The 18467-nt window shown below is 70.4% G+C and carries 12 protein-coding genes; 9 read left to right on the forward strand and 3 right to left on the reverse strand.

Going from position 1 to position 18467, the window contains the following annotated elements; translation table 11 throughout:
* Window positions 1-3 precede the first annotated feature (3 nt).
* Together OCT49_RS13580 and OCT49_RS13585 are read right to left on the reverse strand one after the other, a co-directional pair.
* Window positions 4-702, reverse strand: a complete 699-nt coding sequence (locus tag OCT49_RS13580; RefSeq protein WP_283852130.1) for a DarT ssDNA thymidine ADP-ribosyltransferase family protein — start codon at window positions 700-702, stop codon at window positions 4-6.
* Entirely contained in the window at window positions 699-2099 is a 1401-nt protein-coding gene (locus OCT49_RS13585; protein ID WP_283852131.1) for a UvrD-helicase domain-containing protein, read from the reverse strand. The genes OCT49_RS13580 and OCT49_RS13585 overlap by 4 nt, the downstream gene beginning before the upstream one ends.
* A gap of 369 nt (window positions 2100-2468) precedes the next feature.
* Between OCT49_RS13585 and OCT49_RS13590 the strand changes: the two genes are divergently transcribed.
* The 3 genes from OCT49_RS13590 (at window position 2469) to OCT49_RS13600 (ending at window position 7940) form a co-directional block, all read left to right on the forward strand.
* On the forward strand, window positions 2469-4916 hold the full coding sequence (locus OCT49_RS13590; protein WP_283852132.1) for an N-6 DNA methylase: 2448 nt from the start codon (window positions 2469-2471) through the stop codon (window positions 4914-4916).
* The gene (locus tag OCT49_RS13595) at window positions 4913-5173 is read left to right on the forward strand and encodes a hypothetical protein (protein WP_283852133.1); all 261 of its coding nucleotides are present in this window, start codon (window positions 4913-4915) and stop codon (window positions 5171-5173) included. Before OCT49_RS13590 ends, OCT49_RS13595 begins: the two co-directional genes overlap by 4 nt.
* A gap of 688 nt (window positions 5174-5861) precedes the next feature.
* The gene (locus tag OCT49_RS13600) at window positions 5862-7940 is read left to right on the forward strand and encodes a restriction endonuclease (protein ID WP_283852134.1); all 2079 of its coding nucleotides are present in this window, start codon (window positions 5862-5864) and stop codon (window positions 7938-7940) included.
* Window positions 7941-8081: 141 nt separating this feature from the next.
* Here OCT49_RS13600 and OCT49_RS13605 read toward each other — a convergent pair whose 3' ends face one another.
* Window positions 8082-9629, reverse strand: coding sequence for a cytochrome P450 (locus OCT49_RS13605; RefSeq protein WP_283852135.1), 1548 nt, complete (start codon window positions 9627-9629; stop codon window positions 8082-8084).
* A 409-nt stretch (window positions 9630-10038) separates the two neighbouring features.
* Between OCT49_RS13605 and OCT49_RS13610 the strand changes: the two genes are divergently transcribed.
* From OCT49_RS13610 to OCT49_RS13635, 6 genes are all read left to right on the forward strand, one after another.
* A complete protein-coding gene (locus tag OCT49_RS13610) occupies window positions 10039-10206 on the forward strand; it encodes a hypothetical protein (protein WP_283852136.1) in 168 nt (55 codons plus the stop codon).
* Between the two features lie 119 nt (window positions 10207-10325).
* The gene (locus OCT49_RS13615; protein WP_502963464.1) at window positions 10326-12848 is read left to right on the forward strand and encodes a DUF6624 domain-containing protein; all 2523 of its coding nucleotides are present in this window, start codon (window positions 10326-10328) and stop codon (window positions 12846-12848) included.
* A complete protein-coding gene (locus OCT49_RS13620; RefSeq protein WP_283852138.1) occupies window positions 12845-14137 on the forward strand; it encodes a hypothetical protein in 1293 nt (430 codons plus the stop codon). Before OCT49_RS13615 ends, OCT49_RS13620 begins: the two co-directional genes overlap by 4 nt.
* Window positions 14134-15474: a JmjC domain-containing protein gene (locus OCT49_RS13625; RefSeq protein WP_283852139.1), complete on the forward strand. Its 1341-nt coding sequence runs from the start codon at window positions 14134-14136 to the stop codon at window positions 15472-15474. Before OCT49_RS13620 ends, OCT49_RS13625 begins: the two co-directional genes overlap by 4 nt.
* A 76-nt stretch (window positions 15475-15550) precedes the next feature.
* On the forward strand, window positions 15551-16807 hold the full coding sequence (locus tag OCT49_RS13630; RefSeq protein ID WP_283852140.1) for a lanthionine synthetase C family protein: 1257 nt from the start codon (window positions 15551-15553) through the stop codon (window positions 16805-16807).
* A gap of 67 nt (window positions 16808-16874) precedes the next feature.
* On the forward strand, window positions 16875-18386 hold the full coding sequence (locus OCT49_RS13635) for an immunity 49 family protein (protein WP_283852141.1): 1512 nt from the start codon (window positions 16875-16877) through the stop codon (window positions 18384-18386).
* Window positions 18387-18467: the final 81 nt, after the last annotated feature.

The following is an 18467-nucleotide window of genomic DNA, read 5'->3' on the forward strand; positions in this document are numbered from 1 at the left end:
TGTTCACTCTGCCAGAGTCGCTCGTGGGATGTACGGGGTCTCCGGTGGCCGTATGCCGGAGCGCACGGAGGCGCTCAGGGCGTACTTGTCGAAAAGCACGGGCGCGATGACCAGAGGCGGCAGCAGGGCCGCCATATCGAACCGCGTGAGCCTGAAGCACTCCAGGGCCGCCTGCTGGTCGTCCGGGACAATGACCGAGCGTACGGCGGAAAGCGGAATGGTGCCAGGAATCTGTATCTCGGCCTGGTCGTCCGTGGGCCACCACGTCGGATGCGCACGTTCCCGCTTCCGTGTCGCATTGCCGGTCACGGTCGGCGCGAACAGGGCGTCGAAGGCATCGGTGCCGGGCAGTGCGCCGGCGCTCTCGTCCCGTGCCGAGTTGTATGGGCAGAACCGCGTGCCCGGCGTGGCGAGCAGTTCGACGTCCAGCGTGAACACCACCCAGTCCCGGAAGTGCGGGTCCCGGCCCGCAGCCTGGGACTGGTACCAGGCGTTTGGATACTCGACGCTCAGAAAGGTGCGGTCCGGTGCCCCGTCCAGGCGCTGTGTATCGGCGGGCCGATAGGCGTCCGCTGCCTCCCGCAGGGTGGCCACCGGGCGTATCTCACGGCTGCCGAGGATGTGCGGCAGATTGGCCGACTTGGTGCAGTGGCACAGTCGCGTGACACCACGGGCCCTGGCGCGGGCGATGATGTCGCTCACGATCCCACCCGGACGTACAGGTCCGACATTTCGTTCGGCAGCAGATCAGTGAGCTTGCCGGAGTGCAGAATGACCAGTTCCGTACGGGCCCGTGTGACCGCCACGTACAGCTGCCGCCCTTCGCGCGCCCTCGCCTCTTCGGGGCCGTGGGCCTCCACCTCGCTCGGTTTCGGCAGCTCGTCGGTATCGCAGAAGGGGAGGATCACCGAGTCGAACTCAAAGCCCTTCGCCGCGGAGTACGTTCCGTAGAACACGCCAGGCTGGTCCGTCCAGCGTGAGAGATCACGGTGCAACCGTTCGACGGGGACGCGGCTGCCGGCGAGTAGGGGTTTGAGCTCGGCTTCGTGCTCCCGTGTACGCATCAAGATGGCGACCTGACGATCGGCACCCAGGGCCAGGGCCGTACGCGCGGCTTCGACAAGTTGCCGCTCCGTGCTCGGGCTCTCCAGAATGGTGGGCTTCGGGCCGTCGGCCGCCGGCCGGGTCGGCTGGACGAGGTCGACCTCATCCTTGAAGTACGGCATCTCCGACATGACCTGGGCGAGTTGGGCGATCTGGCGGCTGTTGCGGTAGTTGTGGGCGAACTCCACTTTGCCTCTGGGCACATGAAGACCCAGGGAGCGCCAGGACATCCGGCTTCCGTAGATCTGCTGCGCGTAGTCCCCGAAGAACGTCAGTGAACCGTCCCCGGGGATGGCTGCCGCGAGGCTCCGGATCATCTCAGGTGTGAAGTCCTGGCCCTCGTCGACGATCACATGCCGGTAGTGCCGCTCGGTCGGGTCGTCCCTGAGGAGCGCCAGGGCGGACGACGCCATGTTGTCGAAGTCGTACTCGTACCCGGCCTCGGCACGCAGCTGCTCGTAGCGCTGATAGATCGCGAAGACGACTTCGCGGTCGGACTGCTGGAGCGGCTTGCCCCGGCCAACTCTTCGAGTGCGACCTTCCACATACGTCTGCCGATCGACGCCGTGCCCGACCACCCAGTGCAGCTCGTCCAGGAAGAACTCGAGCGGGCGCTTCACCAACGCCCGGCCGGGAAGCCTCTCACGGGCTTCCTCCAGCGCCCGCTCGACCAGCTTCTTTTTGAGCTTGTATATGCGCACCGATGCCCTGGTGCGGTGCGCGAGGTAGCCGCGTGCAAAGGTGTGGTATGTCTCGATCTGCAGGTTCGGCGGCGCCGTTCCCATGCCCTTGAGGTAAGTAACGAGCGCCTTGTTGAAGGTGACCAGCAGAGTGCGGCCTCCGATGCCCGGGGCCGTGGCCAGATAGTGAGCCCGGTGGACCGCCATCGTCGTCTTGCCGCTGCCCGCCGTACCGAGAACGACGCAGTGACCGCGTTCGTTCAGGAAGACGACGTCCTTCTGGTGACCCTTCGGTTCAGGTAACGAGAGCTCCATCGCGCCATTATGACGCGTCCATGGTCATCCGACATGGGCGAGGCAGCGCCATGCCCGGCAAGCTGGTACACGCCGCTCCCGCCGGGAGGCAGTTCATCCAGCGGCAAAGCCCTGGCAAGCACCATGCATGCGCGCGAGCGAACTGGCTGATCCCAATACCCTCTTCAATGGATGCGCAGCGATCAAGTCTCCCGAGAGAACTACTAGACCCTTGTCACAGGGGCCTGTCGACCCATGAACACCCCTTGCCCTAAAGACTTCAGGGGAACTGCGCACTCCAGGTGCGCACCTGCTCAGTGGAGTCGTGCGCTTCTAGACTCACTCTCCATCAACCATTTTTCATGGCGCAGTTGAAGGGGGCCCGCGCTCATGTCGTATCCGCCGACCGGTGACGATCCGCTGCTCGGACGAACACAGATCGCCACGCTCGCAGGCGTAAGCCGACCGACCGTAACGGCCTGGGAACGCCAGGAGACCGACTTCCCCTCGCCGCGACGCTCCAACGGACAGGACTACTTTCGACGGTCGGAAATCATGGAGTGGCTGGATCGAAGGCCGGTGCCGTCCGGGCGGCTCGTCGCAGGAGAGCCCGTCGGCACCACCTACGGGCACCGTGCCCGGAAGGAGGAAGAAGCCGGTAAGCCTCCAGTCGAGGCGGCGAAGCGCCGTCTCGGCGCCGGGTCGTCGTACCGCATGCCGACCAGCACTGTCGATGAACCCCAGCCCGAGAATCGGCGGATCGTAACCAATCTGATGGGCAGCCTCATCGACCGGGTACGAGGGGCGGCCAGCGTGCTCGACTATCTGAACCTGCTGCTCTGCCTCCACTATCTCCGCGGCGCCGCCGCGGACCGCTTCGACGCATTGGCCGCCCGCGCCCGCAGCCTCAACAGCCTCGACGAGGCAGCCCAGTTGCTCCGGGACATCGGCCGCTCGGCCGACGAGGACATGCGTGGCCTCGGCGTCCATTCGAGCATGCAGGAGGCGTTGGGGCGACTGGAGCCACGGACTGCTCGTGACCTTCGCAACGTCGTGGACGCGATGAGCCGCCTCACCGAGGACGTGTTCGGGCTCATCCTCGACCAGTACGAGCAACGAGCTGCGCTGGGCAGCGGCGAGTTCTTCACTCCTCGCGCTGTGGTCCGGCTGATGACACGGCTGACCTGCTCAGAGTTCGGTCCAGGTGAACCGGAGTCCGTTTACGACCCATACGCCCGCGACGGAGGATTCCTCATCGAGGCCACGGCCGCCTGTGCCTTGGACGAGGACGGTCTGCCTCGCAAGGAAAGGCTGCGGACGTACGGCGAGACCCGGCGCGCCGACACATGGCGACTGGCGACCATGAATCTCCTTCTCCATGGTGTCTCCCCTGCTCTCGATCTCAAGCGCACAGTCCCCTGGCACGACGGTCCGGGGCGGGCTCCGCTGGAGTCGTTCGACATCGTGCTCACCAACCCGCCGTTCAACATGAGCGACCCCGGCCGCGGAGAGCGCCGCGAGGGGCAGTGGGCGTACGGGGCTCCGCCGCTCGACAACGACAACCTTGCCTGGGTCCAGCATTGCCTGGCGAAGCTGCGCGAGCGGGGCCGAGCCGGGATCATCATGCCCAACAAGGCAGGCAACTCCGGTCACAAGGCCGAGCAGACCATCCGGCGAAATCTGGTGGAGAGCGGAGTCGTCGACTGTGTCATCGCGCTGCCGGCCCAGTTGTTCACCGGCACCGCCGTACCAGTCTCCGTGTGGATGCTGCGCCACCCTGACAACCCGTGCGACAGCACACTGTTCCTCGACGCACGGCACATGGGGGTGAAGAACGGCTCGCGTCGGGTCCTCAGCGCCCTGGACGCCGAATCCCTCATCGACGCCTACCGGGCTCATAAGAACGCGGGAGGGACCACGCCTTCCCCGGGGACGACGACCGCGGAGCCACACGTGCCTGCGGCCCGTGTATCCCGGGAAGAACTGCGTCGCAGCAACTACTCGCTCAATCCCCTTGATCATGTCGAGCGCCGGAGCGACGGCGGAGAGGGCTTCGAGCACGAGCTCTTGTCCGCTTGGGAGCTGCTGAGCGATGCCGAAGAACACCTACGAGACACACAGGACGCCACCACTCGGCTGCCGTTCGTCGGGGACCATGGACCGCTGCGCCGGAGGAACCAGCCAGTCTCCCTGGCCAGCCTGGACTCGCTGTGCGAGATCCAGGCCGGACCGTCCTATTCCAAGCTCGGCAAGAAGCAGCGCAGCGCCCACGGCCCGGTTCCCGTGGTGTTCCCACGGCATCTGAAGGATCGGCGCATCAGTGACGAGGCGGACGAGCGGGTGACGGAGGAGACGGCCCGTCGGCTGAGGAACTTCGAGCTGTGGCACAAGGACATCGTGTGTGTCCGCTCCGGGTCGATCGTTCCGCCAGCACTGGTGCAACAGCATCAAATCGGCTGGCTCATGAGCCCCAACGTCATCCGGCTCCGTGTACCCGAGGCGCAGGAGGGCCGGGTGCTGCCGGAGTACCTCCTCCACTACCTGTGCCTGGACGGGTCCGTCGCCTGGATGCGGGACCGGGCCGCCGCCACCGCTGCCCCGTCACTCCGGTCAGAATCCCTCGGATCGCTGCGAATTCCACTGCCGGACCTGGCCGAGCAGCAGGAGATCGTGGCCGCGCTGAACGGTCTTGACGAGCTGGACCGCGCGCATCTGGCCGTCGCTGCCTCCGTACGACGCACCCGCATCGCCCTGGCCGGCGCACTACTGGGCCCGTCTACCGAACCCGCCCCCGACGTCATCCCTCGCCGCCGACTCGAGAAGGAAGCATCGCTGTGAACACCCAGCACCGATCGTCCGCTCAGACAGCCCCTCCCACATCGGCCTCGGAGCCCGCGAACAGTTCTTGGATTCCCTGGCTGCTGGTCATGGTGCTGTGCTCCGCCCTCGTCGCGGTATGCGTCGGATTCCTCAAGGTCCTCGACGGCACCCCGGCTTCCGGGGCCCTGCTCTCGGCAGGTGCAGCCTTCGGAGGAACCGCCCTGCTCTGTTTGGCCGTGGTGCCGGTAGTCCAACAGCTGCGTCAGCGCAGCTGACCAGCTCCACATAGATCTTGCTTGGCTCGCGTGCGCCAGTGCCCGCTCCACCCTAGGCGAAAGCCCCGGGCGCGTGAGCGGTGCGTGAGCGGACAGTCTGGCAGGAGGTGTTACGAGCAGGATTGGGCGCGAAGCCGCGGGGCGCTGACCAGGTGGAACAGCTCCACGCGGCAGCCTCCGGCACCACCCGGCAAGGATTCGATCCCACTCCTAAAGCGGGTGTCGCAGGTTCGAATCCTGCCGGGGACACAGCAAAAGAGCAGGCCGGAGACCCTGTCCCCCTCGAGGGCGGCAGGGTCTCCGGTTTTGGATCACGCAGGGGGCCGAAACTCGGACGGGGAGCCGGACCGAAGCCTTCACGACGCGGCTCCGGCCGGGGCCCGTTGTCCATGCCTCATGAAAGCCAATCGGCGAGAGCCCGCAGCGTTGCCGGGACGCCCTTCGGCTCTCCCTTGGAGAATCCGACGGTTTGCCTTTCTGCCCGGGTCGGGCGACGAACGTCCTGGCGGCAGGCATCGCTTCGCCTCGGTATGCGCAGGTCAGGGTGGAGCGATGGAGCGGCGGCCAACCATGACAAGGGCATGTGCGCGCGAATGGTTGCCGACTAGAGTCGTCCCATCACAGTTGGTCATGGGACCGGGGCTTGGCGCACACCCGCCATGTCGCTGGTGGGGAGGGCCTGTAGAGCATGAGCCGTCGCTCCAATGGGTTGGTCGGTGTCTGGGCCGAAGCGCAGCGCCAACAGCAACGTCAACGTGAGGCGCAAGCCAGGTGCCAGCGGGATCAAGAAAGGCAGCAGCGTGCTTACCAGCGAGAGCTCGCGCGCAGCCAACGCGAGCAGAGAGCGGCGTACCGGGAGCAGCGCGAGGCGGAGGCCCGGCGGCGTACGGAGGAGCTCGACGCACGGGTCGAGTCCTTACAGGGCCTGCTGGCGGCAGGATGCCGGGCTCCGGCCTTCAGGGTCGACGCACTGACGCGGGCAGAGCAGGTCGAGGCGTTCTCCCCGGGGCAGCTCGCGCACCCCATCCGCATGCCGGCCCCGAACCAGTACCAGCCGCAAGGTGGTTGGACCGCAGCGCGGCGAGCCCAGGCCCAGGCGGAGGCCCGGTCCAGGTTCGAGCGCGACTGGCAGGCTGCACAGGCGGCGGAAGCTCAGCGGCAGCACCAGTTGGCCGCCTACCAGCTGCAGTACCAACAGTGGGCCGAGGCCCAACTGAGTGAGATCCGTCGGCACAACGCCGGCATCGCGGAGATGACGACAAGGCTTCGCAACGGTGATCCCGAGACCGTGGTGGAGTATTTCTCCGCCGCCCTCTACTCCTCGGTCGGGTGGCCTGATGAGCTACCCCGTCAGGTGTCCGCAGCGTACGACTCCGGCGCGCGTCAGTTGGTACTGAACTGGGAGCTGCCCAAGTACGACGTCGTCCCGGAGGCGAAGTCGGTGCGTTACATGATCAACGCTGATCAGGAGAAGGAGACGCCCCGGCCGGTCACGCAGCGGCGTGCCCTGTACCGGGACGTACTCGCACAGTGTCTCCTGCTGGTCCTGCGCGACCTTTTCGCAGCCGATGAGTTCGGTGCGTTGGAATCGGTCGCGCTGAACGGGTTCGTGGACGATCACGACCCGACGACCGGCAGGCGGGCGCCCATGTTCCTCGGCACTGTCATGGCTTCGCGTTCGACTTTCGCCGAGCTGCATCTGGAACAGGTGAACGCCGTCACCTGCCTGGTGGACGGACTCAGGGGGCAGCTGTCATCGCGCCCCGATCAGTACGTGCCCGTGCGGCCCGACCGGGTTCCCGAAGATGTCGGCAACAGTGTCGTCACCCACGGAGGCGACGAAGAGCCGGATCTGTACGAGATGAATCCCATCGCCTTCGAAGCACTGGTCGCCGATCTGTTCCGGGCCATGGGCATGCAGGCCGTGACCACACAGCGCTCGGGCGACGGTGGCGTGGACGTCGATGCGCTGGACCCGACCCCGATTCGCGGCGGCAAGATCGTCGTACAGGTCAAGCGCTACCGCAGCACCGTGCCCCCGACAGCCGTCCGCGACCTGTACGGCACCGTCCAGCATGCCGGCGCCAACAAGGGGGTCCTGGTCACCACGTCCGGATTCGGCCCCGGCTCGCACACCTTCGCCAACGGCAAGCCCTTGGAACTGGTGACAGGTCCCGAGTTGGTCGACCTGCTGCACCGCCACGGGCTGCGCGGGCGACTGGGCAGCGGCGAACGTCCGGTCCCCGCCCAGCGGACGACACCGGACAGCGAGACCGGTACGGACGACCACAATGTGTTGGGCATGTACTGGTCGGGCAACGTCGCCTTGGACGTGTGCGCGCTCGTCTGCCACGGCAACCGCGTTCTGGACGACGAACACTTCGTCTTCTTCAACAACCCCCGGACACCTGACGGCACGGTCCGCACGCTCATCCCCGTCGCGCCGGACAGAGCCGCCGTCCAGGTCTCCTTCGATGCGTTGCCGACGCGCGCCGACCGTCTCGTCATCATCGCCGCAATCGATCCTGTCACCAATCCTGCGGCCGACCTGTCCGGCTTCACCAACGCCGGTATCCGGCTGCTGGACGCCGAGAGAGCCCCGCTCGACCGGTTGGAGGTCTCCGACGGCCGCGTCGGCGAAACCGCCCTCGTACTGGGGTCCTTCCGTCGCCGTGCGAACGGCGACTGGGATTTCGTCGGCGGGGGCAAGGGGTATCGAGGCGGCTTGGAGGAACTGGTCCAGGAGTACGGCATCGATGTGGTCTAGGACGCTGTCGGCATGAGGTCTCGCGCAGGGGGCTGCCGGCCGCCTGCCGGGCGAGCGGTGGCGCGCCGCAGTCGCTGCATGCCAAAGGCCTCGGTCCGGTTACCGGCTGGACCGCCCGGCCCGGCCGGCTCGACCGGCCGGTCATCGGGCCGGTGCTGGGTCCCAGCGCACTCGTAGGTCCGTCGGGGTGAGCACGCTCTTGTAGGTGGGGGTCAGGTCGGGGGCGCCCATGGGCTCGACGGTGTACTCGGTGGCCAGCAGTGCGGCGGTGAGGGTGAGCTGGAGGAGGCCCAGGCGGTAGCCGGCGCAGATCCGGGTGCCGCCGCTGAACGGGATGTAGGCGTGGCGGGTGCGGCGGGGGTGTGGCTCGCTCAGCCAGCGTTCGGGGCGGAAGTGGTCGGGGGCGTCCCACCAGCGGGGGTCGCGTTGGAGGAGGTACGGGCTGAACACCAGCTGGTCGCCGGGGCCGATGGCGTGTCCGGCGATCTTGGCGGGGAGGGCGACGTCCCGGGTCATCAGCCAGACCGGTGGGTGCAGCCGGAGGGATTCCTTGACCACTGCGGTGGTGTACGGCAGGTCGCCGGTGGTCCCGTACGCGGTGGCCTCGGCGCGGATGGCCTCCGACAGCCCTTTACGGGTGGCGAGTTCGGCCACCAGCCAGGTGAGCGCGGCGCCGGGGACCACGTGGGTGCCGGTGAGGATCATCTGCAGGACGGCCCGCGCTTCCTGGGCGGAGGCGTCGGCGTCCGTCAGGAGTGCGTCCAGCAGGTCGGGGTCGTCGGGCCCGGCCTCGTCGTCGGGTTCGGGTGTCGTGGGGTCGGGTCCGGACGCCGTGCCGGCAGGTCCGGGGGCTGTGCCGGCAGGTCCGGGTGTCGTGCCGGCAGGTCCGGGTGTCGTGCCGGCGGGTCCGGGTGTCGTGCCGGCGGGTCCGCTTCTCCGTTCGCGGGATTCGACGACCTCGGTCAGTACGTTCGCCAGGGCGCGTACGGACGTACGGGCGCGGTGGGCGGCCGAGCCGGGTACCCAGGCGGGGAACGGCAGCGTCGCGTCCAGGACGCCGGTGAGTCGTTCGGCGGCTGTCGCGAGGCGGGCGGGCAGGGCGTCGGGGACGGTGGCGAGGCAGTGGGCGAGCGCCGCGCGCGAGCACAGTCCGGGGGCGTGGTCGGCCACGTCCACCGGCCGTCCGGCGAGGGCGGCCAGGTCGGTGCGGATCCGCTCGCGCATGCGGCGCGCCCCGGCCGAGGCAGCGCGTGCCGCGAGCCCGGCCCGGCCGGCCCGCCGGCCCCGCAGCCACAGCGCGGTGACCTCGTCGGGGGTGCTGCGGAAACCGTCGAGGAAGTCGCGCCCGGTGCGGAACGCGCGCCCCGTTTCGGTGAGAACCGTGTGCACCTCGTCCGGGTCGGCGACGAAGACCGCGTTCCGTCCGAACCGGAACGTGTCGCCGCACCGGTCGACCGCCGCCGACAGGAACCCGACGGGGTCCCGCTCGTACGCGTAGGCGTCCGATGACCGCCATGTCGCGCCGGACGTGGCGGTGGCCCACGGTATGGGGCGGTCCGGCTGGTCCGGCTGGTGTGGTCGGCCCGGCTGGTCCGGTCGGTCCGGCTGGTCCGGTCGGTCCGGTCGGTCCGGTCGGTCCGGTCGGTCCGGTCGGTCCGGTCGCTCGTCAGTCGACTCGACGGCCGTCATCGCGCCCCTTCGCTCTGTCCCAGGAGTTCTTCCGGCCGGTGCTCCGGGGTCACGCTCGCGCGGCCCCGGAGTTCCTTCATCCGTGCACGGCCGCAGTGCGCGACCGGAGCGTGCTCAGATCGGGTACGGGTAGAGGTACGTGCCGCGCATCCTGCCCAGGCGGTGGCGTACGTACGACGTGATGCGAGCCATGACTGCCTCCCGGAGATCTCGTGTGTCTCGTGTGCCTCGTGCATCTCGTATGTGCCGACAGGGCCAGTATGGGGCGAGCCGAATGGCACGGGCCGAAGATCACCGGAATTCGGCCGGATCCTACGCAGGCATGGCAAACAGCGCACTCTTGACATGGACATTCTATCTCCACCATGCTGGCCGCGAATTCATAACTCAGCGCGGGAGGAGTGTGTTCATGCAGGCTGTCGCAGAAAAGGGCAGGGTCGAGGCGGACCAGAGCGCCGACGAGGTGTTCGACCTGGTGATCGGTGATCTGGAGCAGGAAATTCCGCCCCTTGCGTCGCCGACGAATTCGGGCAGCGGTACCGCCTGTGGTTCGTGCGCGGGCGTCTACTGCTGTTGATGCCCGCCGGGTGGGGCCGCCGACGGCGGCGCCACCCCCACCGGCCTCGCGGTCCGCGGCAACGAGTCGAGAGGGCGACCTTGTCGGATGCACCAGCGGACATCGATCCGCTCTGGGAGATGCCCGCCCCGGACGGCAACGCCGGCCAGGACGATCCCACCGAACTCCCGCCGGCGGCACAGCGGTTGATCACCGCCGTCCGCAAGGGCACCGCAGGCGGGCTCTTCCCGCCGGTCGTCACGGCCGGACCGGAGGGCACGGTCACGGTCGACCGGCTGCTCGGCGGCGCGGCGGACGCGCGGATACTCGCGCACGCCCTCCAGGACCGGCGGTTCGCGCCGCTGCTCGCACTGTTGGACCGGTTGGACGAATGGTGCGCCTCCGCCGCGCAGCGCTATTCGAAGATCGTCGCCACCGGAATCCTCGATATTACCAACGCCGAAATCTTCGGGCCGGTCGTTTCCGAGGCATTCGTGGCGTGCGCGGCCGGACGGGCGCATTATGCCCGCGACCGGGTGGCGGAATGGGCGGCACGCTGCGAAGCATTCCTGACACTTTTTCTCGACCGGTTGCTGCGGGACATGAATACCTGCTGGCCCGAGAATCCGGCCTTTCGCGGGCCGGTCGTCGGACTGTGGGCCCACGGCGAGGAGACCCACAACGGCCGCCAGCGGGTACTGCGTCTCGACTGTGCCGGCGGCGGCCGGATCGCGTACAAGCCGCGCCCCGCCTCCGGCGAGCTGCTGTTCACCGCCTCCGGCGAGCTGCGGTTCACCGCGTGCGGCACGGCCGGCCCGCCCGCGTCCCTGTTCGAACTGCTCAACGACGCGCCCGCGGCGTCCGGTGAGGTGCGGCTGCCGGTGCTCTCCTGCTGGCCCGGCGCCGAACCGGGGTACCTGTGGCAGGAGTGGATCGAACCGCCCGCGCAGTGGGGACCGATCCGCGCCTCCGGGCCGTGGTCGCTGACCGGTACCCGGCTGACCCGGTCGGAGGCGGCGCGCTTCTGGCACCGGACCGGCTCGCTGACCGCCGCGGCGTTCGCCTTCGGGATCACCGACATGATCGGCGGCAACGTCGTGACCGGGAGCAGGCCCGGCGAGCGCGAACCGCTGCTGTACCCGATCGATCTGGAGATCTACTTCTGCCGGATCCCCCGGCTCTACGACACGGGCCTGCTGTACGACCCGACCGCCGAGGTCGACCAGCACCACGTCGGCCTGGAGAACACTCCGCGGTGGTGCTCCGCCGAGGGCCCGCCGGTGTGCTGGCACGCGGAGCCGACGGGGGCGCTGCGGCTGTACCGCCGTCGCCGGCCCTTCGCCCGGGACGAGACGAGGAACGTCGTCGCGGACACCGACGGGCGGGCCGGGTACGGCCCCTACCTGCCGGCGATGCTGCGCGGCATGTTCGACGCCTGGACCCTGATGTGCCGACAGCGGCCGGAGATCCGGCGGTTCCTGTCGACCGCCACCGTCGGCCACCACGTCCGGGTGCTGCGCCGGCCCACGTTCCGGTACTTCGACGCGCTGGTGCCGCGCTGGCTGTCCGGCGGCGGTGCCGCACCCGTCCCCGCCGAGCCGGACGTCCGCTTCGACCGGGCGGAGACCGACCAGCTCCGGCGCATGGACGTGCCCTACTTCATCCGCTCGCTGGAGGGCGGTCCGGTGCTGCGGGTCGAGCCCCCGCCGCTGCCGTCACCGTTCGGAACGGACCGGGGCAAGCCGTCACCGTTCGAAACGGACCGGGCCGAGCCACCGTCACTGTCGCTGTCGCTGTCGCTGTCGTTCGAAACGGCACGGGTCGCGGCCCGGCCGGAGCCCGAGGGCGGCTGGCCCCCGCTGCCGTCGCTGCTGGAGGGCGCCAACCTCGAACTCGCCGGTCTCGGGGTGGCACTTCGGGACGCGGCGGAGAACGTGTTCGACGACGTGCCCGAGCACGTCGTCACGGACGGGGTGCTGGGCGTCCGGCTGCACCTGCAGAGCCCCACCGAGGGCCAGGTCGGCTTCGACTGGCCGGAGGTGGGCAGGCGGGTCACCTACATCTGGGACCGGGAGAAGGTGCGGCTGCGCATCGACGCGGTGGACGCGCCGGAGGTTCCGGCCGAGCCGTCGCCCGCCGGGGAGATCCGGCGCCGGCTGCTGCGCCTCGACCGGCTCGACGGCGCCCTCCGGATGCCGTGGGCGGAGGGCGGCATGGTCGACGACGAGGCCGAGCGCCGCCTGCGGACGCTGACCGACGCCGGCATCGACTGGCTGGCCGGGGTCGTGGCCGACCACGGGTGGCCGGGGCGCACGATGGTCGGGGCCGCGGCGGCCGGGGCCGCGAGTCGCCTCGTGCAGCACGCGCGGGATCACCTGGACTTCCGGCGGCACTGCCTGGAGCTGATGCGCCGGGCGGCGGCGGGCGGTGACCTCCCGTGGCGCGAGGTCGCCTCCCTGACCGACGAGTTGTGCATCGCCGACGGGCTCCCCCAGGTGTACGGCACGAAGTTCGAGCGGGTGGACGGGGAGTTGGTGCCGTACCGGATCGGGGACCCGGACCACGTGGACCGCCGGCGCACCTCGATGGGCATGGAGCCCCTGGCCCAGTACACGGAACGGATCCGGCAGCGGTTCCCCCTGACGGGGAGGGAGGCATCATGACCACACCCGCCCACGAGCTCCGGCAGGCGCCCGACGACGTCGACTGGGCGCTGTTCGGAAAACGGTACTGGGACCGGGAACCCGCCCTGCTGCGTGCCCGGCCACCGGTGGGCCCCGACCCGGTCCACGCGCTCACCGTCCAGGCGTGCGCCCCGTTCCGCGCCGGTACCCGGTTCTGGGTGATGCCCGACGTCCGGCTGCTGGTGGGCGACGGCCGGTTGCGCGCGCCCGGCCCGCTGCTGCCGGACACCACCGACCGGACCCTGGACGACTACCTCCACCGGCTGGACGCCGAAGTGTCTGGACAGGGATACCTGTTGACGGTGCATCAACCACTGCTCCTGGACTTCGCTCCGTGGTCCGCGGTGCGCGACACGATCCGCGGGCTGTGGCGGGTGGTCGGCTGGCCGAACCTCCCGGTGGAGACCGAGATCCTGATCGGCGACCGGCTCACCCAGCACGCCGGCGCGACCGGGGCGCCGACGCACGCGGCACTGACCTGGGTGCTGGGCGGGCGGATGGACGTACGGCTGTGGGACGAGCGCGGCGGTCCCCCGCCGGCCGCAATCGCCGACCCGGACCGGGAGCCGGACGGCGTGCACACCCTGAGCGCCGGTGCCGGGGAGCTGCTGTACTGGCCGGGTGACCGGCGGCACGTCGACACCTACCGCGAGGGGTGCGTGGCGCTGCGCCTGCGGGTCCCGGTCGACCGGCGGCTGCCGTTCACCGCCCTGCGGGACCTGCTCGCCGAGCTGGTGCACGGCCGGCAGGGCAACGACGGGACCGTGCCGTACTTCCCGTTCGGCCCCGGCTCCCGGATCGACGACCGGGACGGGGTGCTGCCCCGTCTGAACGCGCTGGGCGACGAGTTGCGCACGACCGTGGACGGCGAACGGTTGCGCAGGATGCTGCGGGTCCGCTGGGCGGCGCTGCGTTCCGCGGCCGGTCTCGAACCGATCCCGGTACCGCGCGAGGGCGTCCCGATGACCCCGCCGACCCGGATCCGCCGGTCGGGCGAGATCGTCCGGATGCCCGACGGGCCGGGGCGCGAGGTGTGGGCGGTCAACGGGAACGTCTTCACCCTGCCGGCGGCCGCGGGCGACCGCGTGTTCGCCGCCCTGCGCGACGGCGGGGAGACCGGCGTCGCCGACGTGTGCCGGGCCCTCGGCAACGGCGACACGAACGACAGGAGTGTGCTCGCGCTGCTGGACAAGCTGTACCGGCTGCGCGGCATCGACGTGGTCGAGGCTGTGGAGGTGGTCGAGGTGGTCGAGGCGGCTTCACGATGACGGGGACAACCGATCCGGCCGTGTCGGCGGTGACCGTCGAGACGTCCTTCGACCGGGACGTCTTCGTCGACCGGTTCTGGGACCGGGAACCCGTGCTGTACAGGGGCGTCGGCGACGCGCCGTTCGCCGAGGCGGAGGTGTTCGGGGCCGCCGTGCTCGGCAGCCGGCCGCCGCATCCGCTCGCCGTGCCGGGGAACGTGCAGTTCCTCGTGGAGCGGCGGCAGCAGACGCAGCCGTACGACCTCCTGCCGGAACTGTCGGACGGTTCGCTCGACGGCTACGAGCGGCGCATGGCCGACCGGTTGGACCGGCAGCGCTACGCCCTCGTGGTGCACCGCTTCCACTCGTTCTCCCACCCCCTGTGGACGCGCGCGCAGCGGTTCTACGCCGGTCTGTGGGAGCGGGTCGGCCAGCCCACGCACACCGCGGGCTCCACGCTGTTCCACGGCTCCTACGAGCACAGCCCGGTCGGCGTGCACCAGGACCGCTTCGCCACCTTCATGTTCTGCGTGCGGGGCACCAAGCGGATGCGGTTCTGGGCCGAGCGCCCGTGGTCGGACCCGGTGCACACGGTCCTGGACTACCAGCCGTACCTGGCGTCCTCGTTCGTCGCCGAGGTCGGGCCGGGGGACCTGCTCTACTGGCCGGCGCGGTACTACCACGTCGGGGAGAGCACCGGCGGCGCACCGGCGACCAGCGTCAACGTGGGCATTCCGCGCCGCGAGCACCGGCCGTACTACGAGATCAAGGACCTGTTCCGGGGCACCGAACCGGTGGCGTCGGCCCCGTTGTTCACCCCCGATGCCGGCCCGGACGGACGGCTGGCCGACGAGTTGCCCACCGCGCTCTCCGACGCGGTGGACGCGTTCGCGGAGCTGCTGGCCGAGGACCGGTTCGCCGACCGGGCCACCGCCCTGGCCCTGCGGGTCAGGACGGCGGGCGGGTTCTGGCCGACCCGGCCGCCCGCCGGGCTCCTCCCGCTCGACGACGACACCCCCGTACGCGCGTGCGCCCCCCTGCTGGCCGCGCCCGGCCCCGGTGCCCGCAGGGTCGCCGCGAACGGCAACGTCTCGTCCGGTACGGCCGGTGCCGCGGCCCTCGCGGTCCTCGACCGGCTCGGCGCCGGCGAAGTGGTGCGCGTGGGCGACCTGCCCGTGTCCCGGCGCGCGGAAGTCCGCGTCCTGTTGCAGGAGTTGGAGAGTTTCCGTGCCCTCACCCGCATCGACACCGACACCAACGCCGACGCCAACGCCGAGACCAACGTCGACACCGACACCAACGCCGACACCAACACCGACACCGACACCGACACCGACATCGCCACCGACGCCGGCTGACCGGGCGCCCGCCCTCAGGAAGGCGGCCGCCGGGATCGTCGCCGAGATCGCCGACCGGCTGGCGGAGCCCGGCCGGGTGGCCGGGATCGCGGGCGTGCCGGACAACCTGATGCGTTATCCGGGCAACCCGCAACCGGTGTGGGACCCGCTGCTGCTCTCCGACGGCCACCCCGGGGTCGGGCTGCTGTTCGCCGAACTGGCCGCGGGGGCGCCGGAGCTGCGCGGCCGGGCGCACGCGCACCTGTCCGCGGCGCTGGGCAGCGGGATACGGCTGCTGCCGCAGTCGCTGTTCGGCGGCATGGTGGCGCTCGCGTTCGCCGGGCACACCGGGGCCACCGGGTTCGGCGGCTACGCCACGATGCTGGCCGGCCTGGACCGGCACATCGTCGACCAGGTCCGCGGGCGCGCGCGGGCCGACCGGGAGCGGGTGCGCGCCGGGGAGCCGATCGGCGCGTGGGACCGCTACGACGTCCTCGGCGGCACCACCGGCATCGGCCGCTACCTGCTGGCCCGGTACGAGTCGGCGGCCGAACCGGAAGCACGGCACGCCGCCGGGCTCGCGCTGACCGACGTACTGGAATCGCTGGTGGCCGTGGCGACCGCGGACGACATCGTGCGCGACGGCCTCCGGCTGCCCGCGTGGTGGATCGCCGACAGCCCGGAGCACGGGCTCCCCGAACACGCCAACTTCGGTCTCGCGCACGGTGTCTGCGGACCGCTCGCGCTCCTCTCCGTCGCCCGGCGGGCGGGGTTCCGGGTGGACCGCCAGGACGAGGCCGTCGAGCGGATCATGGCGTTGCTGTCCCGCTGGCGCACGGCCGACGGGGCCGGCCCTCGCTGGCCGCACCTGGTCACGGCGGAGCACGTCGGGAGCGGGGAACCGCCGGAACGCGGGCGGGACTCGTGGTGCTACGGCGCCGTCGGCGCGGCACGTGCCGTGTACCTGGCCGGCGTCGCCCTCGACCGTGCGGACTGGCGCGCCGACGCGCACGCCGCCCTGCGCGGCGCGCTGGCCTCGGCGAGCCACGAGCTGATCCTCGACTCCGCGCTGTGCCACGGCTGGGCGGGCCTGCTGCAGATCGTGCTGCGCATGGCGCACGACAGCGGCGACCCGGACTACCGCACCCTCGCCGACGGGCTGGCGGCGCGGGTGATGGACGGGTACGACCCGGAGGCCCCGTTCGGTTTCCGCTACCGCCACGCCCTCGCGCCACGCGCCCTCGACCGCCCCGGCTTCCTGGAAGGAGCCGCGGGCATCGCCCTCGCCCTCCACGCCTACGCCACGGGGGACGCACCGGCGACGTCGTGGGACAACGCCCTGCTGGTGAGCTGACGGGACCCGGTCGGGGAGAGGCGGGGCGCGTCGTCCGCCCGTGCGCCACCTCCGTAGAGTCGGGGAAATGAATCCTGATCACGCCCCCGACACCGGCGAGTTGCTGCGCGGTGTGCACCCCCGGTTGCTCCCCCTCGACTCGATCACCCCTGAGATCGCCGGCTCCCTGCGTTACGCGCGTCTCGTGGCCGACGGGCTCGTCTTCGCCTATGCCCTCGACCGGCCCACCGACGTACGGCTCCTCACGGATCAGGACGTGCAGCGCGTCGATGCGGAGGAGCTGGGGCGGGCCGCGTACGAGAACCTGATGCGCGTGCCCGTCACGCATGAGGAGATCCCCGTCGAGGGAACGGTCCTGCACTCCCTCTACGGCGACTCGCACTTCGTCGGCAGTCAGGCCCTGTACCTGGCCGCCGCGGTCCAGCGGGTCACCGGTGCGTCGCTTCCGCAGGCCGGTGCCCTTGTCGTCATGCCGAGCCGGCACAACCTGGTGTACCACCCGATCACCGACGGCACCGTGGTCGATGCCGTCAACCGTCTCGCCGCCTACGCACTGGGCGCCTTCGAGGACGGGGCGGGCGCCCTGTCCCCGCGGGTCCACTGGTGGCATCGCGGCGGGCTGACGTCGCTCACCGTCATCGACGAGGCCACCCGGTCCTTCTCCATCCAGCCGCCGCCCCAGCTGCTCGGCCTGATGAAGGGCTTGGCCCGCCTCGACCGTGCCGGGCGGCTCGCCACCCGTGCCACCGCCGGAGCGCCCGCCCCCGATATCGCCCAACTCACCCGCACCACGGCCGAATTGATAGCGGGCCTCCCCCAGGGCCCCACTCCCGTCCCGGGCGCCGACCTGGGCGGCGCCTTCGCCTCCGCCGTGGCCCACGCCCACGCGTGCTGCGCCACCGATCCCAGGGCGGCCGACGTCGACACGTGGGACGCCTGGTCCACCGCCGTACAGCTCGGCGCCGCGCTGTTCACGGGTGCGCGGTCGCAGGAGTGCCGGCTGGGTGAGGATCTCGTACGGCGGTTGCCGGACATGCCCGCCGCACCGCCCGCGGACGCCCGTGCCTGGCTCGACGCCCTCTATCTGGCGATCGTGTGCCGGGAGGGGGAACGGATCCGCCGGCTGTGCCGGGTGCCGCTGGAGACGTTGCGGCAGGACGACTCCGTCGACGGGTACGTGCTGCACTGGATCGACACCTTGCAGACCTACTTCTCCGAACACGGCTCCATGGACGAGGTCGTGGAGAAGCTGGTCGCCACCATGAAGGCGTCCGGGCCCGAGGAGGTGACCCATGCGCCGACGGAGTTCGTGAACGGGATCGACTACCAGCCGATCGCGCTCTTCCACCGCCTCGTCGCACGGGACCCCGAAGTCTTCGCCAAGACACTCGCCGAGGCGCTCGCGGAACACGGCGCCCACTGGGGCGACTCGACCGCGCCGCGCGCCCGGGTGGCGCTGGGACCGCTGGCGATCGCGAGCCTCGCCTTCGACCACGGCTTCCCCATCCCGCCGGACCTGCCGCACCTTCCCCTGTACCTGCTCAACCGCGAACGGATCGAGACGATCCCCAGCCCCTGACCGGGAATCGACCAGCTCACCGGTTCACCGGTCCAAGGCGCCAGGGGACAGGGGGCAGGACGCCGTCTCCGCACCGTCGTC

The organism is Streptomyces sp. ML-6 (assembly GCF_030116705.1).
GTDB lineage: Bacteria > Actinomycetota > Actinomycetes > Streptomycetales > Streptomycetaceae > Streptomyces.